22 protein-coding genes and 1 pseudogene are annotated in these 21462 nt (G+C 60.9%); 17 read left to right on the top strand and 6 right to left on the bottom strand.

Going from position 1 to position 21462, the window contains the following annotated elements; genetic code table 11:
• Positions 1-77: 77 nt before the first annotated feature.
• Positions 78-239, top strand: a complete 162-nt coding sequence (locus tag FQ192_RS34155) for a hypothetical protein (RefSeq protein WP_178129306.1) — start codon at positions 78-80, stop codon at positions 237-239.
• Positions 236-883, top strand: a complete 648-nt coding sequence (locus FQ192_RS32920) for a helix-turn-helix domain-containing protein (protein ID WP_149662140.1) — start codon at positions 236-238, stop codon at positions 881-883. Before FQ192_RS34155 ends, FQ192_RS32920 begins: the two co-directional genes overlap by 4 nt.
• 218 nt (positions 884-1101) lie before the next feature.
• Here FQ192_RS32920 and FQ192_RS34780 read toward each other — a convergent pair whose 3' ends face one another.
• The 4 genes from FQ192_RS34780 to FQ192_RS32900 all read right to left on the bottom strand — a co-directional run bounded on the left by FQ192_RS34780 (position 1102) and on the right by FQ192_RS32900 (position 4517).
• The gene (locus FQ192_RS34780) at positions 1102-1611 is read right to left on the bottom strand and encodes a hypothetical protein (RefSeq protein WP_256672434.1); all 510 of its coding nucleotides are present in this window, start codon (positions 1609-1611) and stop codon (positions 1102-1104) included.
• A gap of 276 nt (positions 1612-1887) precedes the next feature.
• Positions 1888-2871, bottom strand: a complete 984-nt coding sequence (locus FQ192_RS32910; protein WP_149662139.1) for an ABC transporter substrate-binding protein — start codon at positions 2869-2871, stop codon at positions 1888-1890.
• On the bottom strand, positions 2864-3643 hold the full coding sequence (locus FQ192_RS32905) for an ABC transporter ATP-binding protein (RefSeq protein WP_149662138.1): 780 nt from the start codon (positions 3641-3643) through the stop codon (positions 2864-2866). Before FQ192_RS32905 ends, FQ192_RS32910 begins: the two co-directional genes overlap by 8 nt.
• A gap of 1 nt (position 3644) precedes the next feature.
• A complete protein-coding gene (locus FQ192_RS32900; RefSeq protein ID WP_149662137.1) occupies positions 3645-4517 on the bottom strand; it encodes an ABC transporter permease in 873 nt (290 codons plus the stop codon).
• A 363-nt stretch (positions 4518-4880) separates the two neighbouring features.
• Here FQ192_RS32900 and FQ192_RS32895 point away from each other — a divergent pair, with 363 nt between their 5' ends.
• The 3 genes from FQ192_RS32895 (at position 4881) to FQ192_RS32885 (ending at position 7411) form a co-directional block, all read left to right on the top strand.
• Positions 4881-5969, top strand: coding sequence for an LLM class flavin-dependent oxidoreductase (locus tag FQ192_RS32895; RefSeq protein WP_149662136.1), 1089 nt, complete (start codon positions 4881-4883; stop codon positions 5967-5969).
• 115 nt (positions 5970-6084) lie between these two features.
• A complete protein-coding gene (locus FQ192_RS32890; protein WP_149662135.1) occupies positions 6085-6411 on the top strand; it encodes a hypothetical protein in 327 nt (108 codons plus the stop codon).
• A 52-nt stretch (positions 6412-6463) separates the two neighbouring features.
• Positions 6464-7411 (top strand): Dyp-type peroxidase, encoded by a 948-nt coding sequence (locus tag FQ192_RS32885; protein ID WP_149662134.1) that lies wholly within the window; start codon positions 6464-6466, stop codon positions 7409-7411.
• Between the two features lie 67 nt (positions 7412-7478).
• Here FQ192_RS32885 and FQ192_RS32880 read toward each other — a convergent pair whose 3' ends face one another.
• Both FQ192_RS32880 and FQ192_RS32875 read right to left on the bottom strand, forming a co-directional pair.
• Positions 7479-8273: a class II aldolase/adducin family protein gene (locus tag FQ192_RS32880; RefSeq protein WP_149662133.1), complete on the bottom strand. Its 795-nt coding sequence runs from the start codon at positions 8271-8273 to the stop codon at positions 7479-7481.
• 119 nt (positions 8274-8392) lie between these two features.
• Complete coding sequence (locus FQ192_RS32875) at positions 8393-9298, bottom strand: LysR family transcriptional regulator (protein WP_149662132.1); 906 nt, start codon at positions 9296-9298, stop codon at positions 8393-8395.
• Between the two features lie 230 nt (positions 9299-9528).
• Between FQ192_RS32875 and FQ192_RS32870 the strand changes: the two genes are divergently transcribed.
• From FQ192_RS32870 to FQ192_RS32805, 12 genes and pseudogenes are all read left to right on the top strand, one after another.
• Positions 9529-10137 (top strand): cysteine dioxygenase, encoded by a 609-nt coding sequence (locus FQ192_RS32870; RefSeq protein ID WP_123508742.1) that lies wholly within the window; start codon positions 9529-9531, stop codon positions 10135-10137.
• Positions 10134-11717: a rhodanese-related sulfurtransferase gene (locus FQ192_RS32865; RefSeq protein WP_149662131.1), complete on the top strand. Its 1584-nt coding sequence runs from the start codon at positions 10134-10136 to the stop codon at positions 11715-11717. Before FQ192_RS32870 ends, FQ192_RS32865 begins: the two co-directional genes overlap by 4 nt.
• 98 nt (positions 11718-11815) lie before the next feature.
• Complete coding sequence (locus FQ192_RS34775; protein ID WP_256672433.1) at positions 11816-12310, top strand: TonB-dependent siderophore receptor; 495 nt, start codon at positions 11816-11818, stop codon at positions 12308-12310.
• Between the two features lie 21 nt (positions 12311-12331).
• Entirely contained in the window at positions 12332-12934 is a 603-nt protein-coding gene (locus FQ192_RS34770) for a hypothetical protein (protein ID WP_256672432.1), read from the top strand.
• A gap of 1030 nt (positions 12935-13964) precedes the next feature.
• A complete protein-coding gene (locus FQ192_RS32840; protein ID WP_149662130.1) occupies positions 13965-14927 on the top strand; it encodes an ABC transporter substrate-binding protein in 963 nt (320 codons plus the stop codon).
• Between the two features lie 16 nt (positions 14928-14943).
• On the top strand, positions 14944-16290 hold the full coding sequence (locus FQ192_RS32835; protein ID WP_149662129.1) for an LLM class flavin-dependent oxidoreductase: 1347 nt from the start codon (positions 14944-14946) through the stop codon (positions 16288-16290).
• Entirely contained in the window at positions 16287-16970 is a 684-nt protein-coding gene (locus FQ192_RS32830) for a peroxiredoxin-like family protein (protein ID WP_149662128.1), read from the top strand. The genes FQ192_RS32835 and FQ192_RS32830 overlap by 4 nt, the downstream gene beginning before the upstream one ends.
• A 13-nt stretch (positions 16971-16983) precedes the next feature.
• Positions 16984-17994, top strand: a complete 1011-nt coding sequence (locus FQ192_RS32825; protein ID WP_149662127.1) for an ABC transporter substrate-binding protein — start codon at positions 16984-16986, stop codon at positions 17992-17994.
• 224 nt (positions 17995-18218) lie between these two features.
• Positions 18219-19406 carry an acyl-CoA dehydrogenase family protein gene (locus FQ192_RS32820; protein ID WP_149662126.1) on the top strand — a complete coding sequence of 396 codons (1188 nt, stop codon included), beginning with the start codon at positions 18219-18221 and terminating at the stop codon, positions 19404-19406.
• Complete coding sequence (locus FQ192_RS32815; protein ID WP_149662125.1) at positions 19403-20362, top strand: D-isomer specific 2-hydroxyacid dehydrogenase family protein; 960 nt, start codon at positions 19403-19405, stop codon at positions 20360-20362. The genes FQ192_RS32820 and FQ192_RS32815 overlap by 4 nt, the downstream gene beginning before the upstream one ends.
• A 43-nt stretch (positions 20363-20405) precedes the next feature.
• Positions 20406-20894, top strand: a complete 489-nt coding sequence (locus FQ192_RS32810) for a GFA family protein (RefSeq protein ID WP_149662124.1) — start codon at positions 20406-20408, stop codon at positions 20892-20894.
• Between the two features lie 391 nt (positions 20895-21285).
• A pseudogene (locus tag FQ192_RS32805) lies at positions 21286-21420 on the top strand (MipA/OmpV family protein); the annotation flags it as partial.
• Positions 21421-21462 lie beyond the last annotated feature (42 nt).

The following is a 21462-nucleotide window of genomic DNA, read 5'->3' as shown; positions in this document are numbered from 1 at the left end:
AAATCAGTATTTATAGTTATAAAAAATTCCGAGTATTGTCAGCTCATCCCGTCATTCATTACACAGTGAAGTGCCCCATGAATCCGACTAATAACGTCATCGACTTCGCCAGCTACCGTAAACGCAAACAGGCTCAGCAACGGGCACGGGCCATGTGGGAAATGTACGCACGCAATGCCGGCTTGCAGGCCTACCAATGGGTGCAAGCGGTCAAGTCTTCCGAGACGCGTCACGCGTGAACGTGCAGCAACCCTCGCGCTTTCTGGCGAGCGCCGACGAACCTGGGCTGGATTTGAATAACCTGGAATCCCTGGAAGAAGACCCGATCTGCGAGCGTGTCGCGCAGAACCTGCAACGCCTGCGTGGCAAGCGGCATCTGTCCCTCGATGCCCTCGCCCGTCAGTGCGGTGTGAGCCGGGCGATGCTGGCGCAGATCGAATCCGGGCGCAGCGTGCCGTCGATCAAAGTGCTGTGCAAAATCGCCAAGGGTTTGAAGGTCTCGGTGGCCGCGTTTCTTGAGCATCGGGCCTTCGAAGGCGTGGCGGTGCTGTCGGCAAGCCAGAGCAAACGTCTGGTCAGTGCCAGCGGTGCGTTTGTCAGCCGTGCACTGTTTCCATTCGACGTGGCGCGCCAATCGGAGTTTTACGAACTGCGCCTGAGCCCATTGGGCGAGGACATTTCCGAGGGTCATGGTCCCGGCGTGCAGGAGAACCTGGTGGTGTCGCAAGGCGTGCTGGAAATCAGCGTCAATGACGAACGCTATCTGTTGTCGACCGGCGATTCGATCCTGTTCTATGCCGACCAGCCGCACCGCTATCGCAACCCCACCGACAGCGAGGCGGTGGCGTATCTGGTGGTCACTTACCCCGAACGCCTGGACTGACAAATACCGAACCTGGTCTGACAAACACCGAATCTGCTTTGACAAACACCGAACCTGTAGGAGCCAGGCTTGCCGGCGAAGGGGCCCTCAAGTACGCCTTCGCCGGCAAGCCTGGCTCCTACGAAAGGCAAAGGCAAAGGCAAAGGCAAAGGCACAGCAAAAGCACACAAAAAAGCCCGGCCAATTCGCATTAGCCGGGCTTTTTCAATGGCAATGGATCAGCAGGTGCGGCACATCAACGGCATGCCGTTGCAGCTCATCATCATTGGCATGCTGCAGTCGTTCATCATTTTCATCATCAGGTTGCAGCAGTTTTTCATCATGTCCATGTTCATGCCGGCCATCGGCATGATTTTGCACATCATGCTGTCGTCCATCATCGTGCATTCCATCACGCACTTCATCGATGGCATCGGCATGCCCATCATCGGCATTGGCATCATCATGTTCATCATCGGCATGGCCATGGCCGACTGGGACATGCACATCATGCTCATGTTGCCGCAATGCATCATCATCGGCATGCCGCAGTTCATCATCATCTGCATCATTTCAGCGCTGTTCTTGAACATCGCCATGTCCATGCCAGCGGCCGGCATCATCTCGCACATCATGCCGTCGTCCATCATGTCGCAGGTCATGGTCGCCATCATCATCGGCATGCCCATCATCGGCATCATTGGCATATTGGCGTTCATCGGCATTTGCATCTGCATGGCGTTCATCATGGTGGTGTTCCCTAAAGGTTCGATAGGTGGACGAAGCTGATGGGGAGGATTCTAAGGATTGACCAACACGCAGCAAGATGGCGATCAAACAGCCGGAATGCATGCTCAAGCGACTTTAAACAGGTGGATGGAACGGGATTATCTGCTGCTGCGAACCTTCAGCTTTCATTGCAGATGCGATGCAGACTGGAGCGCGTTTCTGTCGGTTATCGATATGCGATGCAAGACTATATAAATAACCGAAAGAAATAATCGATCTAACGCTGGCGCAGATTCTTACTGACTGGAAAACACCTGCGCATCGGTGAACTTCTCCACGTCGACGCGATGGGGAAAGATCTTCTTCTCCACGAATAAATCATCAACCTGCTGCAACGCCTGAACGTCACGCGCCTCGATCGGCAATAGCGACTCATCACCCCAGCTGCGCAGCCGCTGCGAGACGTCCAGCGACACATCGTTGGCCTTGGCGAACACCCGCGCGTATTCATCGGGATTCTGCCGCGCCCACTCGAAGGCCTTGGCGAAACGCTGCAACACATCGCTGAGGGCCTGGCGCTTGAGCTTGTCGGTCAGCACTTCATCGGAGGCAGTGATAAAGGTCAGCCCGGTGTTAATCCCTTCGCCGCTGATCAGCACCCGGGCGCCCTGCTGCTCGGCAAATGCCTGGTAGATGCCGAACGTGGCCCAGGCTTCGATCTTGCCGGCATTGAACGCCGCCAGGGCGTCGGTAGGCAGGACGAAGCCGACGTTGACGTCCTTCTCATCGACCCCGGCATTGGCCAGTGCGCGAATCAGCAAGTACTGGGAGATGCTGCCCCGGGCCGACGACACCACCACGTTGCGCCCTTTCAAATCGGCGACGCTGTGAATCGGTGAGTCGTGCGGGACGAGAATCGCGATCCCCCGGGATTGGCTGCGCCGCACCGCGACAATGCGCAACGGCGTGCCACCGGTTGCTGCAGCGAGCACCGGCGTATCACCCGCCGGCCCCAAATCCACAGCCCCGGCGCGCAAGGCTTCGAACAGCGGCGCGGCGCCCTGAAAGTTGGCCCACTGCACCTTGTACGCAATGCCCTCCAGCGCATTGGCGGCCTCGACCACCGTGCGCAGGCCCTTGGCTTGATCACCGAGGATCAGCGTGACACTGGACAGATCCGCCTGGGCTTTTGACTCGATGGCATCACCGCAGCCGCTGAGCAACAGCGCAGCACCTGAAAGCAACACCATCGCCGATTGCCATAGACGTCGATCACGCATGGGCAAACCGCCGGATCGCAGACTGACGCTCAACCACCGCCGCCGTTTCCACTTCGACACCCAACAGGCTCAGCAGCCGTGCGCGAATCGCCTGGAAACCGTCCTGCCCGGTGTCGCGGCTGCGGGGCAAGTCGATGGTCAGTTGCTCGGCAATCTTGCCGTTGGCCAGCACGATCACCCGGTCGGCGAGCAGGATCGCTTCGTCCACGTCGTGGGTCACCAGCAGCACCGCCGGCGTGTGTTTGCGCCACAACTCGATGATCAGCCGATGCATCTTGATTCGGGTCAGGGCATCGAGGGCGGCGAAGGGTTCGTCGAGCAGCAACAGCTTGGGTTCGCGCACCAGGCCACGGGCCAGGGCTACCCGCTGGGCTTCGCCGCCGGAGAGGGTCGCCGGGTAGGCTTCCAGCCGATGGGCCAGTCCGACTTCGGTCAGGGCTTGCACGGCGCGGGCCTTGGCGTCGGGGATGTGCAGGCCGAGGACCACGTTTTTCCAGGCGCGTTTCCACGGCATCAAGCGCGGCTCCTGAAACACCGCCGCCCGGGCCTTGGGTACGCGCAACTGGCCGCTGTCGATGCTGTCGAGCCCGGCCAGGCTGCGCAACAACGTGGTCTTGCCGGAACCGCTGGCCCCGAGCAGCGCGACGAATTCGCCGGGTGCGATGTCCAGGTCCAGGCCATCGATGACCCGTTGCTGACCGAACTGGCGCACCACGTTTCGCAGTTGCACCGGTGCTTCTGATTGCAGGTTTTTTGCCGTGAGCGTCGACATGTCAATTCCTCACAAAAGATGGGCGCCAGGCCAGGGCGAAACGCTCCAGCGTGCGGATCAGTCCGTCGATCAACAAACCGAGGACGCTGTAAATCAACAGGCAGATCACGATCACGTCAGTGCGCATAAAGTCCCGGGCATCACTGGCCAGAAAGCCGATGCCGGCGGTGGTGTTGATCTGCTCGACGAACACCAGGGCCAGCCAGGAAATGCCCAGGGAATAACGCAGGCCGACGAAGAACGAAGGCAAGGAACCCGGCAGGATCACGTGCCAGATCAGCTCGCGACGATTCAGGCCCAGGGTGTTGGCGGCCTCGATCAGCTTGGGGTCGATGTTGCGGATACCGGAGAACAAATTGAGGTACACCGGGAAGGTGGTGCCGGTGACGATCAGCGCGATCTTGGTGAACTCGCCGATGCCGAACCAGAGGATGAACAGCGGCACCAGCGCCAGGGAAGGAATGGTGCGCAGCATCTGCATCGGTGAGTCGAGGATCACCTCGCCGCGCTTCGACAGCCCGGTGATCAACGCCGCGACGACACCGATACTGACGCCGATGCTCAAGCCCAGCAGCGCGCGTTGCAGGGAAACCAATAGATGTTTGCCCAACTCACCGGAGATGATCATCGCCCAGAGCGTGCCGCCAATCTGCGACGGTGCGGCGATGATGCGTTGCGGGATCAAGCCAAATTGTGAGGCCAGTTCCCACAACAACAGCAAGGCGATCGGGCTGAGCAGGCGCAGCAGGACTTCGGGGGTTCGCCAGTTGCGCAGCCAGTTGGGGAGCAGCCTTGAAGCCTCGGGGCGATCAACCGCCTTACTGACTGAAAACGAGCTGCTGGCGCTCTGTGTATCGAAGGTCTTTTCGGTCATCAGGCTTCCTTCCTCATCAAGAACATGGCTTCGGATTTATGCTATTCGTATAAGAAACGCCAGTGAAAGGCTTTTTCGGAATAACCTAATATGATTAAAAATCAGATAGAAGATCATCCAGATAAATTATTTGCATAATTAAAGGGCTCAGGCCGCAGCCTCTGCGGCGCCTGCCTATTCCCCCGCTATAAAATGCGTATTACTGATATCTACAATTTCATATGATTCATTAAATTAATAATTAACTTAGAACAAATCGGCATTTCACAGCCCTGCCCTGCTGCGCCTACTTTCGACACCACGGACCGACCCCCTGCCCGGTGGAGGCTTGAATCACGCCTATCCAAAGACAAGGAACTCAGCATGAGCATCGAATTTATCGGCTACATCGGCGGCCATCATTCTTCGGAAATCCACCCGCGCAGCGGCCCGGTGTTGCAACCCGACTATGTAGAAACTGTCGCCCGCGCCCATGACGAGGCCGGGTTCGACCGCGCCCTGGTGGCGTTCCACTCCAACAGCCCGGACAGCACGCTGATCGCCTCCCACGCCGCCAGCGTGACGAAAAACCTGAAGTTCCTGATTGCCCATCGCCCGGGTTTCGCCGCACCGACGCTCGCCGCGCGGCAATTCACCACCCTGGATGTATTCAATGGCGGGCGCACCGCCGTGCACATCATCACCGGCGGCGATGACCGTGAACTGCGCGCCGATGGCAGCTACATCGGCAAGGACGAGCGCTATGCCCGCACCGATGAATACCTCGACGTGCTGCGCCAGGAGTGGACCCGCGAAAAGCCCTTTGACTATCAGGGCAAGTACTATCAGGTCGAGGGTGCGCACTCGTCGGTGAAGTCACCGCAGCAACCGCACATCCCGCTGTATTTTGGCGGCTCATCGGCGGCGGCCATTGAGGTGGCGGGCAAGCATGCGGACGTCTACGCGCTGTGGGGTGAAACCTATGAACAGGTGCGCGAAGTGGTGAACCAGGTGCGCGCCGAGGCCGCCAAGCATGGGCGCAGCATTCGCTTCAGCTTGTCGTTGCGCCCGATTCTGGCGGAGACCGAAGCGCAAGCCTGGGAGCGTGCCGAACGGATTCTGCAACAGGCCACGGCGCTGGCGGAACAGAATGGCTTTGTGCGGCGCGAACCACCGAATGAAGGTTCACGACGTCTGCTGGCGGCGGCGGCCCAAGGCACGCGGCTGGATAAGCGACTGTGGACCGGCATCGCCGGGCTGCTGGGTGCACAGGGCAATTCGACCTCGCTGGTTGGCACGCCGGAACAGGTGGCGGAAGCGTTGCTCGATTACTACGACCTGGGTATTACCACGTTCCTGATTCGTGGTTTTGATCCGCTGAATGACGCCATCGATTACGGCAAGCGCCTGATCCCGCTGACCCGGCAACTGGTGGCCGAGCGGGAGCGGCAGGCGGCGGAAAAAGTCGCCTGATGCCGGCGCACACGACAAAGGGGCTTACCTTGCGGCAAGCCCCTGTTTTTTTGTCGTGACACTCAACCTGTGGCGAGTGGGACCTTTGCTGACGCAATCCCAGGACCCCGCCGCAATGATGGACGCCTACACGGCCGCCTTCCGCGCGGCACTGGAAAACGACAATCGCATGTGCCTGTGCGGGATCCTCGCCGCCGAGCATCACGATCTTCCGGCCGAAGTGCGGGTCGAGGTGGACGGATTCACCGACGCCAATGTGCGGTGGCTGGGCAAGGTGCTGGCGCTGAAACAACCCGAGGCTCAACCAGAGTCGCTGCAACGCCAGGCGCTATCGGTGTTTGCCGCCATTCAAGGGGCGCAACTGGTGTCCCGTGGGCGCAACGACATCACGATCTATGACCAAATGATCGAGTCCTACCGAGCGGCGGGCTTGATCCCCTGAGGGCGGAATCTGCTACTGTCTTGGCACTTTTTATCAATGACGATCTACGCCCATGACCCAGCCAACGCCTGATCCTCAAGCCGTCTGCGCCCCGATCACCAAAAGCGCGATTTTCATTGTCGCCACCGTGGCGCCCGGCAGCGATGCCGCAGAAAAAGTCCGCGGCTGGTGCGGTGACATCGCCGCCCTCACCCGCTCCGTCGGCAAGCGTGTGCCGACCGGTTACCTGTCCTGCGTCTGCGGTTTTGGCTCCAGTGCCTGGGACACGCTGTTCGGCGGCCCGCGCCCGGCGTCACTGCACGCCTTCCGCGAATTAGGCGATGAAGGTCGCCGAGCGCCGGCAACGCCGGGGGACATTCTGCTGCACATTCGTGCGGACCAGATGGACCTGTGTTTCGAACTGGCCACACAGTTGCTCTCGGCCCTGGGCGATGCGGTAGCGGTAGTCGATGAGGTCCAGGGTTTCCGTTATTTCGACATGCGCAGCATCATCGGTTTTGTCGACGGCACGGAGAATCCGGATGATCGGCACATGGCCAGGTTCACGCTCATTGGTGATGAAGACCCGGCGTTTGCCGGCGGCAGCTACGTGCTGGTCCAGAAGTATCTGCACAAGATGGACGCGTGGAACGGGCTGTCCGTCGAGGCTCAGGAACGCGTTATCGGCCGTACGAAACTGTCCGATATCGAACTGGGTGACGCGGTGAAACCGACCAATTCCCACAGTTCTTTGACCACCATCACCAAAGACGGCGAGGAGGTAAAAATCCTCCGCGACAACATGCCGTTCGGGCGGCCAGGCGCTGGCGAATTCGGCACCTACTTCATCGGCTATGCCCGTTCGCCGGAACCGATTGAACTGATGCTGGAGAACATGTTTGTCGGCAGGCCGGCGGGCAACTATGACCGCTTGCTGGATTTCAGCACGGCGGTCACGGGTGGGTTGTTCTTTGTGCCTTCGGCGGATTTGCTTGAAGAATTGGCGGATCGCGCGCCTTAAGCAAGGCCTTAAAAAGGGGACACCCATTAGCCTTGACTGGAGACCGGCTAATGGGTGTCCCCTTTTTTCATTCTTTGTACGCCGTATCCGTGCGCTCCAACTGCCGGATCAACGCATTCCAATGCCGCGCCACACCCGGCCCGTCGCCACTTTTGAACACTTCGGCCTGTTTCTCGACCTTGGCCACCACCTCGGCCGGCGGGAAGATCAGCTCGGCATTGCCGCCGGCCTGAGCGGCGATCTGGATATTGCACGCCCGCTCCAGGCCGTGCAGTTGCTGGAATGCGTGCTCAACGCTGACGCCGGCGGTCAGCAGACCGTGGTTACGCAGGATCAGTACACTCTTGTCCCCGAGGTCCGCCACCAACCGTTCCCGCTCGTCCAGGTCCAGGGCGACGCCTTCGTAACCGTGGTAAGCCACGCGCCCGGAGAAACCGATGGAATGCTGGGAGATCGGCAGCAACCCGTCACGCTGGGCCGACACCGCGATGCCGTCGCGAGTATGGGTATGCAGCACCGCTTGCAGATCCGGCCGCGCGCCGTGGATGGCACTGTGGATGACGTAGCCTGCATAGTTGATGCCCAGGCCTGTCGGGTCGTCGACGATTGTGCCGTCGAGGTCGACCTTGACCAGGTTGGAGGCGCTGATTTCATCAAACAACAGGCCGAAGGCATTGATCAGGAAATGCTCATCGGGCCCCGGCACCCGGGCGGAAAAGTGCGTGTAGATGTGGTCGGTCCACTTGAACAGCGCTGCCAACCGATAGGCCGCCGCCAGCTTGACCCGCACATCCCATTCTTCGGGGGTGACGCGCTGGCGAACATTTTTCGAGACGCTGGATAACGGGCTGACGCTGCTCATGGCAAAACTTCCTGGATGGCCTTAAGAATTGCAGCCAGCCTAGGGGAAGCGAAAAAATAATAAAAAGCACATTTTAATCTAAGCTAATTATCATTTTTTTTTATGTCTTGAGACGTTCCTCATGCCGCACTCTTGATCTTCTGCAGCGACCCGGCGACCAGTTTGCCAAAGGCATCCACCGGCCCTTGCAGGTTGCCGAGAAAGTGCGGGTAGATCAGCCACAGGTCCATCACCGGTTTGAAGTCCTTGAGCGGCACCACCGCCAACTGCTCGAAATGCGCGCTGCGCTCCAACAACGGGCGCGGCACCAGTCCGAGGCCCAAACCATCGGCGACCAGCCCCAGTTGCAACTCGGTGCCGAAGGTTTCCAGGTTGACCCGCAGCGCCAGTCCTTGATCCGACAAGGTGCGTTGCAACCCGGCGCGGAAACCACAACCGTCGGGATTGAGAATCCAGCCACTCTGGTAGACGTCGGCAAGTTTGCACGGGCGCTTCGGCACTTGTGCCTTGGCACAGACCACCACCAATTCCATTTTGCCGATGGACTGGCCGACGATGTTGTCCGGGAAAATCTTCCCCGCCGGGAATAGTGCGGCGGCCGCGTCCAGTTCACCGCGCTCGATCTTGCCCACCAATTGGCTGCCCCAACCCGTTGCCACCTGGGCGCGCAACTCGGGGTATTCAACGCGCAGATGCTTGAGGGCATCGAGCAACACCACATCGCCGATGGTTTGCGGCACGCCCAGGCGCAGCAGGCCGGTGGGCGGCGCGTCGGTCGCCACCAGCTCGCGCAGCGCGTCCATTTCCCGAAGGATCAAACGGCACTGTTCATACACCCGGGTTCCGATCAAAGTAGGCTTGAGCGGTTTGGTATTGCGGTCGAACAATTCCACGCCCAGGGCTTGCTCAAAGTTCTGCACGCGCCGGGTAATGGCGGGTTGGGTCAGCTGCAACGACTCGGCTGCGTGACTGATGGACTGGCAACGAATCACTTCGACGAAGGCATCGATATCATCAATTTTCATTTGGCCCGCACATAGAGAACAGTCAATAAGATGTCTGAAAAGCATAGTTCTATTGCTGAAATCTGGATAGCCCGAAGCTTGAAGCGTCCAGATCGATAACGATTAACGCTATTCAATCGAGTTCTAAATTCCCTTCAGCTATAAGCTAATCATTTAAAAATTGCATATTAAGCCAAATCATTATGCTTAGATAACCCACATCAACCTTCGAAACCAACGATGGAATCGCCATGACCCAGGCCCGACACCCGGAGAGACTCAGAGCATTCATAGGCGCCCTGGCGGAATTGATCGACAGCAACCCGCGCGAGGGAGACCTGCTGCATCGCGGCGGCAAGCTGCTCGGGCAGTTGGTCAGCCATGACGACTGGCTGCCGGAAGACTTCGCCCGCCCCGACCCCGAGCGTTATCAGCAATTCCTGCTGCATGCCGATTCCCGGCAACGCTTCAGTGTGGTCAGTTTTGTCTGGGGGCCGGGGCAACGCACGCCGATCCACGATCATCGGGTCTGGGGCCTGATCGGCATGTTGCGCGGCGCGGAATATTCCCAAGGGTTCGCCCGCCACACCGATGGCACGCTGGTGCCCGAGGGCAACCGGATTCAACTGCAACCCGGCCAGGTCGAGGCCGTGTCGCCGAAGATTGGCGACATCCATCAAGTCAGCAACGCGTTTGACGACCAAGTGTCCATCAGCATTCATGTGTACGGCGCCAACATCGGTGCCGTGCGCCGCGCGGTGTATCAGCCCGACGGCAGCGAGAAACTGTTTATCTCCGGTTATTCCAACGCCTTTCTCCCCAACATCTGGGATCTGTCCAAAGAGAGCCAAGCCCTATGAGTATCGAACTGACCCGCTCCTTCGCTGATATTCGAAAGGCCCTGCTGAACAAGGAAGAACTGGCCCTGGTGGATGTGCGTGAAGAAGCGCCATTCGCTGAGGCGCATCCTTTGTTCGCGGCCAACATCCCCTTGTCGAAACTGGAACTGGAGGTGTATTCGCGGATTCCACGGCTCGATACCCCCCTGACCGTCTACGACAACGGCGAAGGCCTGGCACAGATTGCTGCGCAGCGCTTGCAGGGCCTGGGCTATGTGAATGTGGCCCTGTTGGAAGGTGGCCTGGACGGATGGCGCCGCGCCGGCGGCGAGTTGTTTATCGACGTCAATGTGCCGAGCAAGGCCTTTGGCGAACTGGTGGAAAGCCAGCGCCACACGCCATCCCTGGCGGCGGAAGAAGTCCAGGCGTTGCTCGACAGCGAGGCCGACGTGGTGGTGCTCGATGCCCGGCGTTTCGATGAATACCAGACCATGAGCATTCCCACCGGGATCAGCGTTCCGGGCGCCGAGCTGGTCTTGCGCGCCCGGGAACTGGCGCCGGACCCGACGACGCGGATCATCGTCAACTGCGCCGGGCGCACCCGCAGCATCATCGGCACGCAGTCGCTGATCAACTCCGGCATTCCGAACCCGGTTTCCGCCTTGCGCAACGGCACCATCGGCTGGACCCTCGCCGGTCAGAAACTGCAACATGGCCAGTCGCGCCGATTTGCGCCGACCAGCGAAGAGCATCGGCACATCGCGGCCAAGGATGCCCGTCGGGTCGCCGATAAGGCGCTGGTAGGGCGCGCCACTCTGGCTGATCTTCAGCGCTGGCAGCAGGAATCGACGCGCAGTACTTATCTGTTCGATGTGCGTACGCCGGAAGAATTTGAACAAGGTCACCTGCCCACCGCCCGCTCGACCCCCGGCGGCCAACTGGTGCAGGAAACCGATCACTTCGCCAGTGTGCGCGGTGCACGTTTGGTGCTGGTGGATGACGACGGCGTGCGCGCCAATATGTCGGCGTCCTGGCTCTCGCAACTCGGTTGGGAGGTGCATGTGCTGGATGACGTGCAGCCTGCGCATTTCAGCGAAACGGGGACTTGGCAGGCGCCGGTGCCTGCGTCGCAGCAAGCCGAGGAAATCAGCCCCGAAACCCTGGCCGAATGGCTGGCTCATGGCGACAGTGTGGTGCTGGATTTCACCAGCAGCGCCAACTACGTCAAACGCCACATCCCCGGTGCCTGGTGGACGCTGCGCGGGCAATTAAGCGAAGCGCTGAACAACGTACCGACCGCGCAACGCTATGTGCTGACCTGCGGCAGCAGCCAATTGGCGCGGCTGGCGGTCGCCGAAGTCGAGGCCTTGACCGGCAAACCGGTGTTCCTGCTCAAGGGCGGCACGGCCAGTTGGGTCGCCGCGCAACTGCCGCTGGAGGATGGCGAAACACACCTCGCGTCGCCGCGCATCGACCGCTATCGCCGCCCCTATGAAGGCACCGACAGCCCGCGTGAAGCCATGCAGGCGTATCTGGATTGGGAATATGGTTTGGTCGCGCAACTGGCCCGCGATGCTACCCATGGCTTCTTCGTGATCTGAATAATCCGCGCTCCTGGCCTTGCAGGCATAGGGGCAAACCCACCGACATCCGACCCCTCTCCAGGTGGAGGCTGCACCCACCTGGAGAGGATTTACCCATGCCCGCCGCCTTGCGCACCGACGCCTATTACGCCGCAGCAGCCCTGAGCCTGCTCGCCATCAGCCTCCACGCCCACGCCGAAAACACTGAGCCGGATAAAACACTCAGCACCGTGGTCGTCACCGGCAACCGTGGCAATCAACCGCGCACCACCACCGACAGCCCCTCGCCCATCGATGTGATCAGCGCCGAGCAATTGCAGGCCAGTGGCAAGGTCGGGCTCAAGGAATTGCTCTCGCGCCTGCTGCCTTCCTTCAACCTGCCGGCGATCAACGGCGGCGGGACGTCCTGGTCGGTGCGCGACGTGACCATGCGCGGGCTGTCCGGGGATCAGGTGCTGGTGCTGGTCAACGGCAAGCGCCGGCACAACACCACGCTGATCAACAACCTGGCACGCATCGGCACGGCGGCGGTGCCGGTCAACCTTGACCTGATTCCGGTCTCGGCGATCGATCACATCGAAGTGCTGCGCGACGGTGCCTCGGCGCAATAAGGCTCGGACGCCATCGCCGGGATGATCAACATCATCCTCAAGGAAAACGACAGCGGCGGCAGCGCTGAAACATCGTTCGGACGCTACGGCAGTGGCGACGGCGACACCGTGCACCAGACGTTCAACTACGGCCTGGCACTGCCCAATGACGGCTTCGCCAACCTGGCGCTGGACAGCAAGGAACAGGAACCCTTCGCCCGCACCGGCAGCGCCACGGGCAACCTGTATTCTTCACCCGGTTTCCCTGACAGCCGCGACCAGACCGTCAACCGCCACGGCTGGAACCCCAGCTATGGACTGGGCCGGGAAAAGGTCACCAACGCCAGCTACAACCTCGAACTGCCGATTCAGGATGACCTGACGTTCTATTCCTTTTCCACCGCCAGCTACATGGAAACCACCAAGGTCACCGGCAACTATCGACCCAACGACATCACCTCCCTGGCTGGCGACCCGGACACGCCCTACCCCGACGGCGTACACGCCCAGCGCCGCAACCGCACCATCGACTTCCAGTTCGCCGGTGGTTTCAAGGGCGAGGTCGGTGGCTACAAATACGGGCAGTTTTCGCCGTTCGGCTTTGGCGGGGCGTATTACTACACGCGGTTGGCGTACAACTTCTGATCCCCGCATGATCGTTCCCACGCGGGGCATGGGAACGACCATGCACACCACCAACCTGTAGGAGCGAGGCTTGCCCGCGAAGAACGATGACACGGCATACCTGAAAAATCGCGCCGTCTGCTTCGCGTGCAAGCCTCGCTCCTACAGGTTATCGATCGTTCCCACGCTCTGCGTGGGAATGCCTCAACGGACGCTCCGCGTTCGGCTCTGAATGGGACGCGGAGCGTCCCGGGGTGCATTCGCACGCGGGGCATGGGAACGATCATGCACACCACCAACCTGTAGGAGCGAGGCTTGCCCGCGAAGAACGATGACACGGCATACCTGAAAAATCGCGCCGTCTGCTTCGCGGGCAAGCCTCGCTCCTACAGGTTATTGATCGTTCCTACGCTCTGCGTGGGAATGCCTCAACGGACGCTCCGCGTTCGGCTCTGAATGGAACGCGGAGCGTCCCGGGCTGCATTCCCACGCGGAGCATGGGAACGATCATGTACACCACCGACCTGTAGGAGCGAGGCTTGCCCGCGAAGAACGATGACGCGGCATACCTGAAAAATCGCGCCGTCTGCTTCGCGGGCAAGCCTCGCTCCTACAGGTTATTGATCGTTCCTACGCTCTGCGTGGGAATGCCTCAACGGACGCTCCGCGCTCGGCTTTGGAAGGGACGCGGAGCGTCCCGGGCTGCATTCCCACGCGGAGCATGGGAACGATCATGCACACCACCAAGCCTCGCTCCTACAGGTTATTGATCGTTCCTACGCTCTGCGTGGGAATGCCTCAACGGACGCTCCGCGTTCGGCTCTGAATGGGAGGCGGAGCGTCCCGGGCTGCATTCGCACGCGGAGCGTGGGAACGATCAGCGCACGACTTAAATGCATTTATTTCATATTGAACATCGTGATAATCAGCTTACTTAATAATTAGCATATAACCATAAAGACTTTCCCAACGGCTTTTTATAGAGATAACGTCAACCCCAGACCGACCCCTTCTCCAGGCGGAGGCCACACGAACCCGCCTGGAGCTTGTCATGTCACTCAAACCGCTGTTGTTGAGCCTCTTCTGCACCCTGGGCTTCACCGCCATCAGCCATGCCGCCGACCTGCAACCCTTGCTGGTAGCCAATCAAAAATCTTCGATCAAGGTGCTACTGGACGTCTCCGGCGAATTGAAGGATGTGCCTTACGAGATCCAGTTCTCCGAATTCCCCGCCGCCGCGCCGCTGGGCGAAGCGCTGAACGCTGGCGCCGTGGACATCGGCGCCCTCGGTGATGCGCCTTACGTCTTCGCCCTCGGCGCCGGTGCGCCGCTCAAAGTCGTCAGCATCATCCATGCCGAGGGTCGCTACACCACGGCCATTCTCGCGCTCAAGGATTCGCCGCTGAACAACGCCAGCGACCTCAAGGGCAAGCGCATCGTCACCACCCGCGGTTCCATCGGCCATTTCCTGGCGATCAAGGCCCTGCGCAGCGTCGGCCTGAGCACCCACGACGTGCAGTTCATCTACCTGATGCCCAGCGAATCGAGAATCCTGCTGGACAACGGCAGCGCCGACGCCTGGTCGACCTGGGACCCTTACACCACGATTTCCACCACCCAAAGCCAGGCCAAGGTCCTGGCCAGCGGCGACACCCTGCTGACCAACCATTTGTACCTGGCCGCCACCAGCCAGGCGATCGCCGGCAAGCGCCAGCAACTGGACGATTTCGTCGCCCGGGTCGACCGCGCCTACCGCTGGACCAACGCCCACCCCGAGGAATACGCCGCCGCCCAGGCCAAGGTCACCGGCCTGCCGCTGGCTGTGCATGTCGCGGTGAATAAAGGCACGCACATGCAACCGGTGACGATTGACGACACGGTGATCAGCGGCCTGCAAACCACCGCCGACATCTATCAGGAAGAAGGCATTCTCACTAAACACATCGACGTCTCCCAAGGCTTCGACAAGCGCTTCAACGCCCAGCGTGCCCCGATCAGCCAGGCATCGCGCTAATTCAGGAGTAAGAACCATGAGCAAACAACGTCAACTGAAACTCGGTGCGATGGTCCATGGCGTCGGCCACGGCTGGGGCGAATGGCGCCACCCGCAGGCTCAGCCCAACGCCAGCGTGAATTTCGACTTTTACAAGCAGCAGACCCAACTGGCCGAAGGGGCGAAATTCGACTTCGTGTTTATCGCCGACAGCCTGCACATCCACGAAAAATCCAGCCCGCACTACCTCAATCGCTTCGAGCCGCTGACCATCCTTTCGGCGCTGGCGGCGACCACACAACATATCGGCCTCGTGGCGACCGTCACCGTCAGCTACACCGAACCGTTCCAGGTCGCGCGTCAGTTTGCGTCCCTGGACCACATCAGCGGCGGTCGCGCCGGTTGGAACGTGGTGACCTCCTGGCTCAGCGGCACCGCCGATAACTTCGGCAAGGCCGAACACCCGCCCCACGCCGTGCGCTACCGCATCGCCAAGGAACACGTGGAAGTGGTCAAGGGTTTGTGGGATTCCTGGGAAGACGACGCCTTCGCCTACAACAAGCACAGCGGCGAGTTTTTCACCCCCGGCAAACTGCATGCGCTGGAGCACAAGGGTGAGTTTTTCTCAGTCAAAGGGCCGCTGAATATCGCTCGTTCACAGCAAGGCCAACCGGTGATTTTCCAGGCTGGCACCTCGGAGGCCGGGCGCAATTTCGCGGCCGAGAACTCCGATGCGATTTTCGTCAGCCCCGAAACCTTCGATGAAGCCAAAGCCTACTACCAAGACCTGAAACAACGGGCCAGCGGCTTCGGCCGGGATGCGCAGAAGCTGTCGATCCTGCCGGGCATCCGCCCCATCGTGGGCCGCGACGAAGCGGAAGTGGAAAGTCGTTATCAGCAAGCGGTGGAACTGGTCAGCATCGAAGACGCGATTGTCGCCCTCGGCCGGCCATTCAATGACCATGATTTCAGCCAGTACCCGCTGGATGCGCCGTTCCCCGAATTGGGTGATTTGGGCGCCAACAGCCAGAAAGGCGGGTCCGACCGGATCAAGCAACTGGCCAAGGACGAAGGCCTGACCTTGCGTCAGGTGGCCCTGCGTTTCTCCCGGCCACGCCGGGATTTCGTCGGCACGCCCGAGCAGGTTGCCGACGCCCTGCAAACCTGGTTCGAGGCCGGTGCCGCCGACGGTTTCATCATCAATTCCTTGCTGCCCGATGGCTTGCAGTACTTCACCGAGCTGGTGGTGCCGCTGTTGCAACAACGGGGCCTGTTTCGCGAGGAGTACAGCGGCAACACCCTGCGCGACAACCTGGGTCTGGACGTCCCTGCCAACCGTCACGCCGCCCTTCAAACCGAAGAGAAAAGCGAGGCCGTGGCATGAGCGAATCCCTCAATCAATTGCTCGCGGATCTGCACGCCGAACGCCTGGCGACCTGGGAGCCGGCGGCCCTGCAAGTCAATATCGATCAGCGTCAACGCCTGGTCGATGAGGCTCGAACCGAGGACTTCGTCAAGGTCGGCGACACCCTTGAGCCTTTCACGCTGTTGAAGGTTGAAGGCGGCGAACTGAGCCGCGACGAATTACTCGCCAACGGTCCGGCGGTGCTGATTTTCTTCCGCTTCGCCGGTTGCCCGGCCTGCAATATCGCCCTGCCCTGGTACCAGCGGCGGCTCTATCCGCAACTGCACGCGCTAGGGGTTCCGTTGGTGGCGGTCAGCCCGCAGGTGCCGGAACGCCTGGTCGAGATCAAGACCCGGCACAGCCTGGAACTGCAAGTGGCCAGCGACCCGGACAACCAGCTCGGCCGGCGCCTGGGCATTCTCTACAGCTTCGATGAAGCCTCGCGCAGAGCCTCGCTGGCCAGGGGCGCCGGCATCGGTGAAATCACTGGCACCGGCACCTGGGAATTACCGCAACCGACTGTGGTGGTGATCACACAGGACGGCACCGTGGCCTTCGCCGAAGTCAGCCCGGACTGGCTGGTACGCACCGAAGCCGACCCGGTGTTGCGCGCCGTTGAACAACTGCTCGGGCAACTCCCCGCGCGAATCGCTATCTGACCAGAGCCTGACCATGACGAAAAACATTCAACAGGGACAGTTCAATCGTCGCGGCTTCCTGACGGCCAGTTCGATTGCCGTAGGTGCGTTGGGGCTGTCTTCCCTGGGCCTGGGCGCCCGCGCCTTCGCGCAAAACACCTCGCTGTCGGACCTGACGCTGGGCGTCGCCACCTACCGTGGCCAGGAGTCGTACTTCACCGAAGACGCCGGTACCGCCAACCGCCCATATAAGGTCGATTACGCGGAGTTCGCCGGCGGCAACCTGATCGTCGAAGCGCTGGCCTCGGGCAGCCTGGACATCGGTTCCATGAGCGAGATCCCGCCGATCTTCTCGATCCAGAGCCATCGCCAGCCGAAGCTGATCGCGGTGATTCAAGGCGATGTGAACAACCAGGTGTTCCTGATCCCCAAGAACTCGACCCTCGAATCCGTCGGGCAATTGAAGGGCAAACGGGTCGGCTATGTGCGTTCCACCACCTCGCACTACTTTCTGATCAAGGCCTTGAAGGAACAGGGCCTGACCATGAAGGACATCACCGCTGTGGCCCTCACACCGCAGGACGGCTTCAGCGCTTTCCAGAGCGGCCAGCTCGATGCCTGGGTGATTTATGGCGTGTTTATCCAGTTGGCGAAGTTTCGCAGCGGCGCCCGGGTCCTGAAGACGGCCCAGGGCTATTTGTCCGGCAACTATTTGATGGCGGCACGCCCCGCCGCCCTGGAAGACCCGCTGCGCAAACAGGCGATTCAGGATTACTTGCAGCGCACCGCGCGCACCCTGGAATGGATCAACAACAACCCCGAGCCTTGGGCCACCAAATCGGCGCAGTTGCTGGGCGTTGATAAAGCCGTGTTCCTCGACATGTACAACAGCCGCAGCCAGCCGTGGAAAGTCCTCGAAGTCGACGACCAAGCGATCGCCTCGCAGCAGGAAGTGGCGGATCTGTTCTTTGATGCGGGGGTGTTGAGTGAGCGGCTGGATGTGGGGCCGTTGTGGGACAGGCAGTTCAGGTTGTTGCCGTTATGAATTTCATGGCCGAACACCCACCCCCTGTGGCGAGGGGGCTTGCTTGTGGCGAGGGAGCTTGCTCCCGCTGGGTCGCGAAGCGGCCCCCGCTTATCCCTGAAAAGCAGGGGACTGCTGCGCAGTCCGGCGGGAGCAAGCTCCCTCGCCACAGGCAAGCCCCCTCACCACATTTGACCTCATTGAAGCAGCTACCGGCTCTCACCTTTTGATCGAGTGAACCCACCATGAGTCTTTCCTCTCAACACGCTTCAACCCTGCGCTCCATCGAAGCAGCCAATGTCGAAGCGCTGCTGGAAACCCTCGGCGCACAACTGGCCGCCACGGCCCACGTCTATGACGAAAGCGGTGCGTTCCCTCAGGACAATTTCAACGTGCTGCACGAGCACGGCCTGGTCGCGCTCACCGTGCCCAAAGCCCTTGGCGGTGGCGGCGCGAACCTGAGCCAGGCGCGCAAGGCGATCAGCGCGATTGCCAAGGGCGAACCCTCGACGGCGTTGATCCTGGTGATGCAATACCTCCAGCACGCACGTCTGCAAGACAGTAAATCCTGGCCCGAGGCCCTGCGTCTGCAAGTGGCCCGGGACGCGGTCGAGCACGGCGCATTGATCAACGCCCTGCGGGTCGAGCCCGACCTTGGCACTCCGGCCCGTGGCGGTTTGCCGGCCACCGTTGCCCGACGCACTGCCGCCGGTTGGCGCATCAGCGGGCGCAAGATCTATTCCACCGGCAGCCATGGCCTGACCTGGTTCAGCGTCTGGGCGCGCAGCACCGATGAAGATCCGCTGGTCGGTGCCTGGCTGGTGCACAAGGACACGCCGGGCATCAGCATCATTGAGGACTGGGATCACCTGGGCATGCGCGCCACGTGTAGCCATGAAGTGGTGTTCGACAATGTGCTGGTGCCGCTGGATCACGCGGTCAGCGTCAGCCCTTGGAGCGCACCGCAACCCGAGCTGGATGGCGATGGGTTCCTGTGGATGTCGGTGTTGTTGTCATCGGTCTACGACGGCGTCGCCCAAGCGGCCCGCGACTGGTTGGTCGGTTGGCTGGAACAACGCAAGCCGTCCAACCTCGGCGCGGCACTGTCGACCCTGCCCCGGTTTCAGGAAACGGTCGGCCACATCGACACGCTGTTGTTCGCCAACCGCAGCCTGCTGGATGCCGCCGCCGAAGGGCGCACGCCATCGAGCAACGCCGCGCAACTGAAATACCTGGTGACCGGCAACGCCATCCGCGCCGTCGAGCTGGCCATTGAAGCCTCCGGCAACCCCGGCCTGTCACGCCACAATCCGCTGCAGCGGCACTACCGCGATGTGCTCTGCAGTCGCGTCCATACACCGCAAAACGACGCCGTGCTGCAAGGCGTCGGCAAAGCCGTTTTCGCCCAGCGCCAACCGAAGGAACGCCCATGAGCCAGCTCGTGATTGCCAGTCAACTGGATGAAGACTTCAACGATGTGATCCGCCAGCGCCTCGCGCACACCCACCCCGGCGCCGAGGTCCTGGACGTGCCAATTGGCGTGCCCAGCGACCTGCCCGCCGAAGTCAGTATTTTGCTGGCGCGTCCGATCAATGTGCGCGGCTACCTGGCGCCGGACACGCCGCCACCGGGCTGGCCTTATGGCTTGAAGTGGATTCAAGTGGTGTCGTCCGGTATCGACTTCTACCCCACATGGCTGTTCGACGGCCCTCCGGTGAGCACGTCCCGGGGCAGCGCCGCCGAGAACATCGCCGAGTTTGCCTTGGCCGCGATCTTCGCCGCCGCCAAGCATCTGCCGGATATCTGGGTGCATGACTCACACTGGAATTTCACCGCGCTGACACCGCTCAAGGGCACGACGTTGGGGATTCTCGGCTTCGGTGCGATTGGCCGCAGCCTGGCGGCGAAGGCCCACGCCCTGGGCATGCATGTCGTGGCGCTACGACAGAGCCAGGCGCCCTTCGAGGTTGAAGGCGTCGAGGCCGCGCGGGATATCCACGAGTTGTTTACCCTGTCCGATCATTTGGTGCTGGCCGCGCCGTTGACCGCTGCGACCCGGCACATCGTCAATAGCGCGGTGCTGGCCAGCGCCAAACCCGGTCTGCACCTGATCAACATTGCCCGGGGTGGTTTGCTCGATCACGGGGCGTTGCTGGAAGCGCTGGACAGCGGCGCGATTGGCCTGGCTTCGCTGGACGTGACAGAGCCCGAGCCGCTACCTGATGGGCATCCACTCTACGCCCATCCAAGGGTGCGTCTGTCGCCGCATACGTCGGCGATTTCCAGTAACAGCCGGCATGAGATTGCCGACAGTTTCCTGGCCAATCTTGAGCGTTTCCTGAATGGCTTGGCGCCGGAGAACCTGGCGAACGTACAGCGCGGGTATTGATCTAGGCTGTCTTGAACCCATTCAAGAACAGCCGGAGGTTGTCATGCAGCTCGAAGGTTCCTGCCATTGCGGCGCGGTGTCGTTCAGTCTGACCAGCGCCCACCCCTACCCTTATCAGCGCTGCTACTGCTCGATCTGCCGAAAGACCCAGGGCGGGGGCGGTTATGCGATCAACCTCAGTGGCGATGCGGACAGCCTGAAGGTCAACGGGCGCAAGCACATCGCGATCTACCATGCGCGGCTCAAGGAGGAAGGCGACAAACGCGCCCACCGCAGCACCGCCGAACGGCATTTCTGTTCGGTGTGCGGCTCGGGGTTATGGCTGTTCAGTCCTGAATGGCCGGAGCTGATTCACCCGTTTGCCTCGGTTATCGACACGCCGTTGCCGGTGCCGCCGCGGAACACGCATTTGATGCTGGGTTCGAAAGCGTCGTGGGTGGAGGTCGAGCTGAAGCCTAAGGATCAGGAGTTCGAGGTCTATCCCGAAGAGTCCATCGCTGATTGGCATAAACGCCTCGGTTTGGAAAAGTGAACAGATCTGCAGTGGTGAGGAAACTCAATTGTGGCGAGAGGGCTTGTCGGAATACCGCATCACCCCGTTCGGTTGCGCAGCAGTCGTAATTCCTGCTCGCGTGGTGTGACAGGAGGAATGCCGGGGCCGCTTCGCGACCCAACGGGGGCAAGCCCCTTCGCCACAACGAACGCCTTGCCACCGGTTATTCGCCGCACCACAGAACCCCTTCACAGTCTTTGACAGTTTCCCGACAAAGCTCTCAAAGATCGCTGGCCACCCGCCGCCTAGCATGGGCGCATCCAAATTCCCTCGGGTGCTCCCATGTTTCGTTCCATGTGTTTATCGCTGACTTCGCTGTGCCTGCTCGTGTACATCGGCGCGAGTGATGTGCGCAAGGACCGCAAGACCGTTGCCGATTGATGAGCGCTGGCGTTTGACCACGGTGCTGGCGGTGCAGTATCTGGCGAGCGAGGCGGCGGACAGCCCGATTGTCGAGCGACGGTTGCAGACGTCGTTGGCTGGGCAGGTGGTTTATGCCTTCTAAGATCGTTCCCACGCTCTGCGTGGGAATGCAGCCCGGGACGCT

This window comes from Pseudomonas sp. ANT_J12 (assembly GCF_008370045.1).
Taxonomy (GTDB): domain Bacteria; phylum Pseudomonadota; class Gammaproteobacteria; order Pseudomonadales; family Pseudomonadaceae; genus Aquipseudomonas.
This window is presented reverse-complemented; position numbering and strand designations above follow the sequence as displayed.

Coding starts and splice junctions, on each gene's coding strand:
- FQ192_RS34155 (WP_178129306.1), top strand. CDS start 78: ATGAATCCGACTAATAACGTCATCGACTTCGCCAGCTACCGTAAACGC.
- FQ192_RS32885 (WP_149662134.1), top strand. CDS start 6,464: ATGACCCAGCCAACGCCTGATCCTCAAGCCGTCTGCGCCCCGATCACC.
- FQ192_RS32810 (WP_149662124.1), top strand. CDS start 20,406: ATGCAGCTCGAAGGTTCCTGCCATTGCGGCGCGGTGTCGTTCAGTCTG.
- FQ192_RS32865 (WP_149662131.1), top strand. CDS start 10,134: ATGAGTATCGAACTGACCCGCTCCTTCGCTGATATTCGAAAGGCCCTG.
- FQ192_RS32875 (WP_149662132.1), bottom strand. CDS start 9,298: ATGAAAATTGATGATATCGATGCCTTCGTCGAAGTGATTCGTTGCCAG.
- FQ192_RS32900 (WP_149662137.1), bottom strand. CDS start 4,517: ATGACCGAAAAGACCTTCGATACACAGAGCGCCAGCAGCTCGTTTTCA.
- FQ192_RS34780 (WP_256672434.1), bottom strand. CDS start 1,611: ATGATGAACGCCATGCAGATGCAAATGCCGATGAACGCCAATATGCCA.
- FQ192_RS32870 (WP_123508742.1), top strand. CDS start 9,529: ATGACCCAGGCCCGACACCCGGAGAGACTCAGAGCATTCATAGGCGCC.
- FQ192_RS32840 (WP_149662130.1), top strand. CDS start 13,965: ATGTCACTCAAACCGCTGTTGTTGAGCCTCTTCTGCACCCTGGGCTTC.
- FQ192_RS32905 (WP_149662138.1), bottom strand. CDS start 3,643: ATGTCGACGCTCACGGCAAAAAACCTGCAATCAGAAGCACCGGTGCAA.
- FQ192_RS32835 (WP_149662129.1), top strand. CDS start 14,944: ATGAGCAAACAACGTCAACTGAAACTCGGTGCGATGGTCCATGGCGTC.
- FQ192_RS32825 (WP_149662127.1), top strand. CDS start 16,984: ATGACGAAAAACATTCAACAGGGACAGTTCAATCGTCGCGGCTTCCTG.
- FQ192_RS32880 (WP_149662133.1), bottom strand. CDS start 8,273: ATGAGCAGCGTCAGCCCGTTATCCAGCGTCTCGAAAAATGTTCGCCAG.
- FQ192_RS32815 (WP_149662125.1), top strand. CDS start 19,403: ATGAGCCAGCTCGTGATTGCCAGTCAACTGGATGAAGACTTCAACGAT.
- FQ192_RS32895 (WP_149662136.1), top strand. CDS start 4,881: ATGAGCATCGAATTTATCGGCTACATCGGCGGCCATCATTCTTCGGAA.
- FQ192_RS32890 (WP_149662135.1), top strand. CDS start 6,085: ATGATGGACGCCTACACGGCCGCCTTCCGCGCGGCACTGGAAAACGAC.
- FQ192_RS32830 (WP_149662128.1), top strand. CDS start 16,287: ATGAGCGAATCCCTCAATCAATTGCTCGCGGATCTGCACGCCGAACGC.
- FQ192_RS34770 (WP_256672432.1), top strand. CDS start 12,332: ATGATCAACATCATCCTCAAGGAAAACGACAGCGGCGGCAGCGCTGAA.
- FQ192_RS32910 (WP_149662139.1), bottom strand. CDS start 2,871: ATGCGTGATCGACGTCTATGGCAATCGGCGATGGTGTTGCTTTCAGGT.
- FQ192_RS32820 (WP_149662126.1), top strand. CDS start 18,219: ATGAGTCTTTCCTCTCAACACGCTTCAACCCTGCGCTCCATCGAAGCA.
- FQ192_RS34775 (WP_256672433.1), top strand. CDS start 11,816: ATGCCCGCCGCCTTGCGCACCGACGCCTATTACGCCGCAGCAGCCCTG.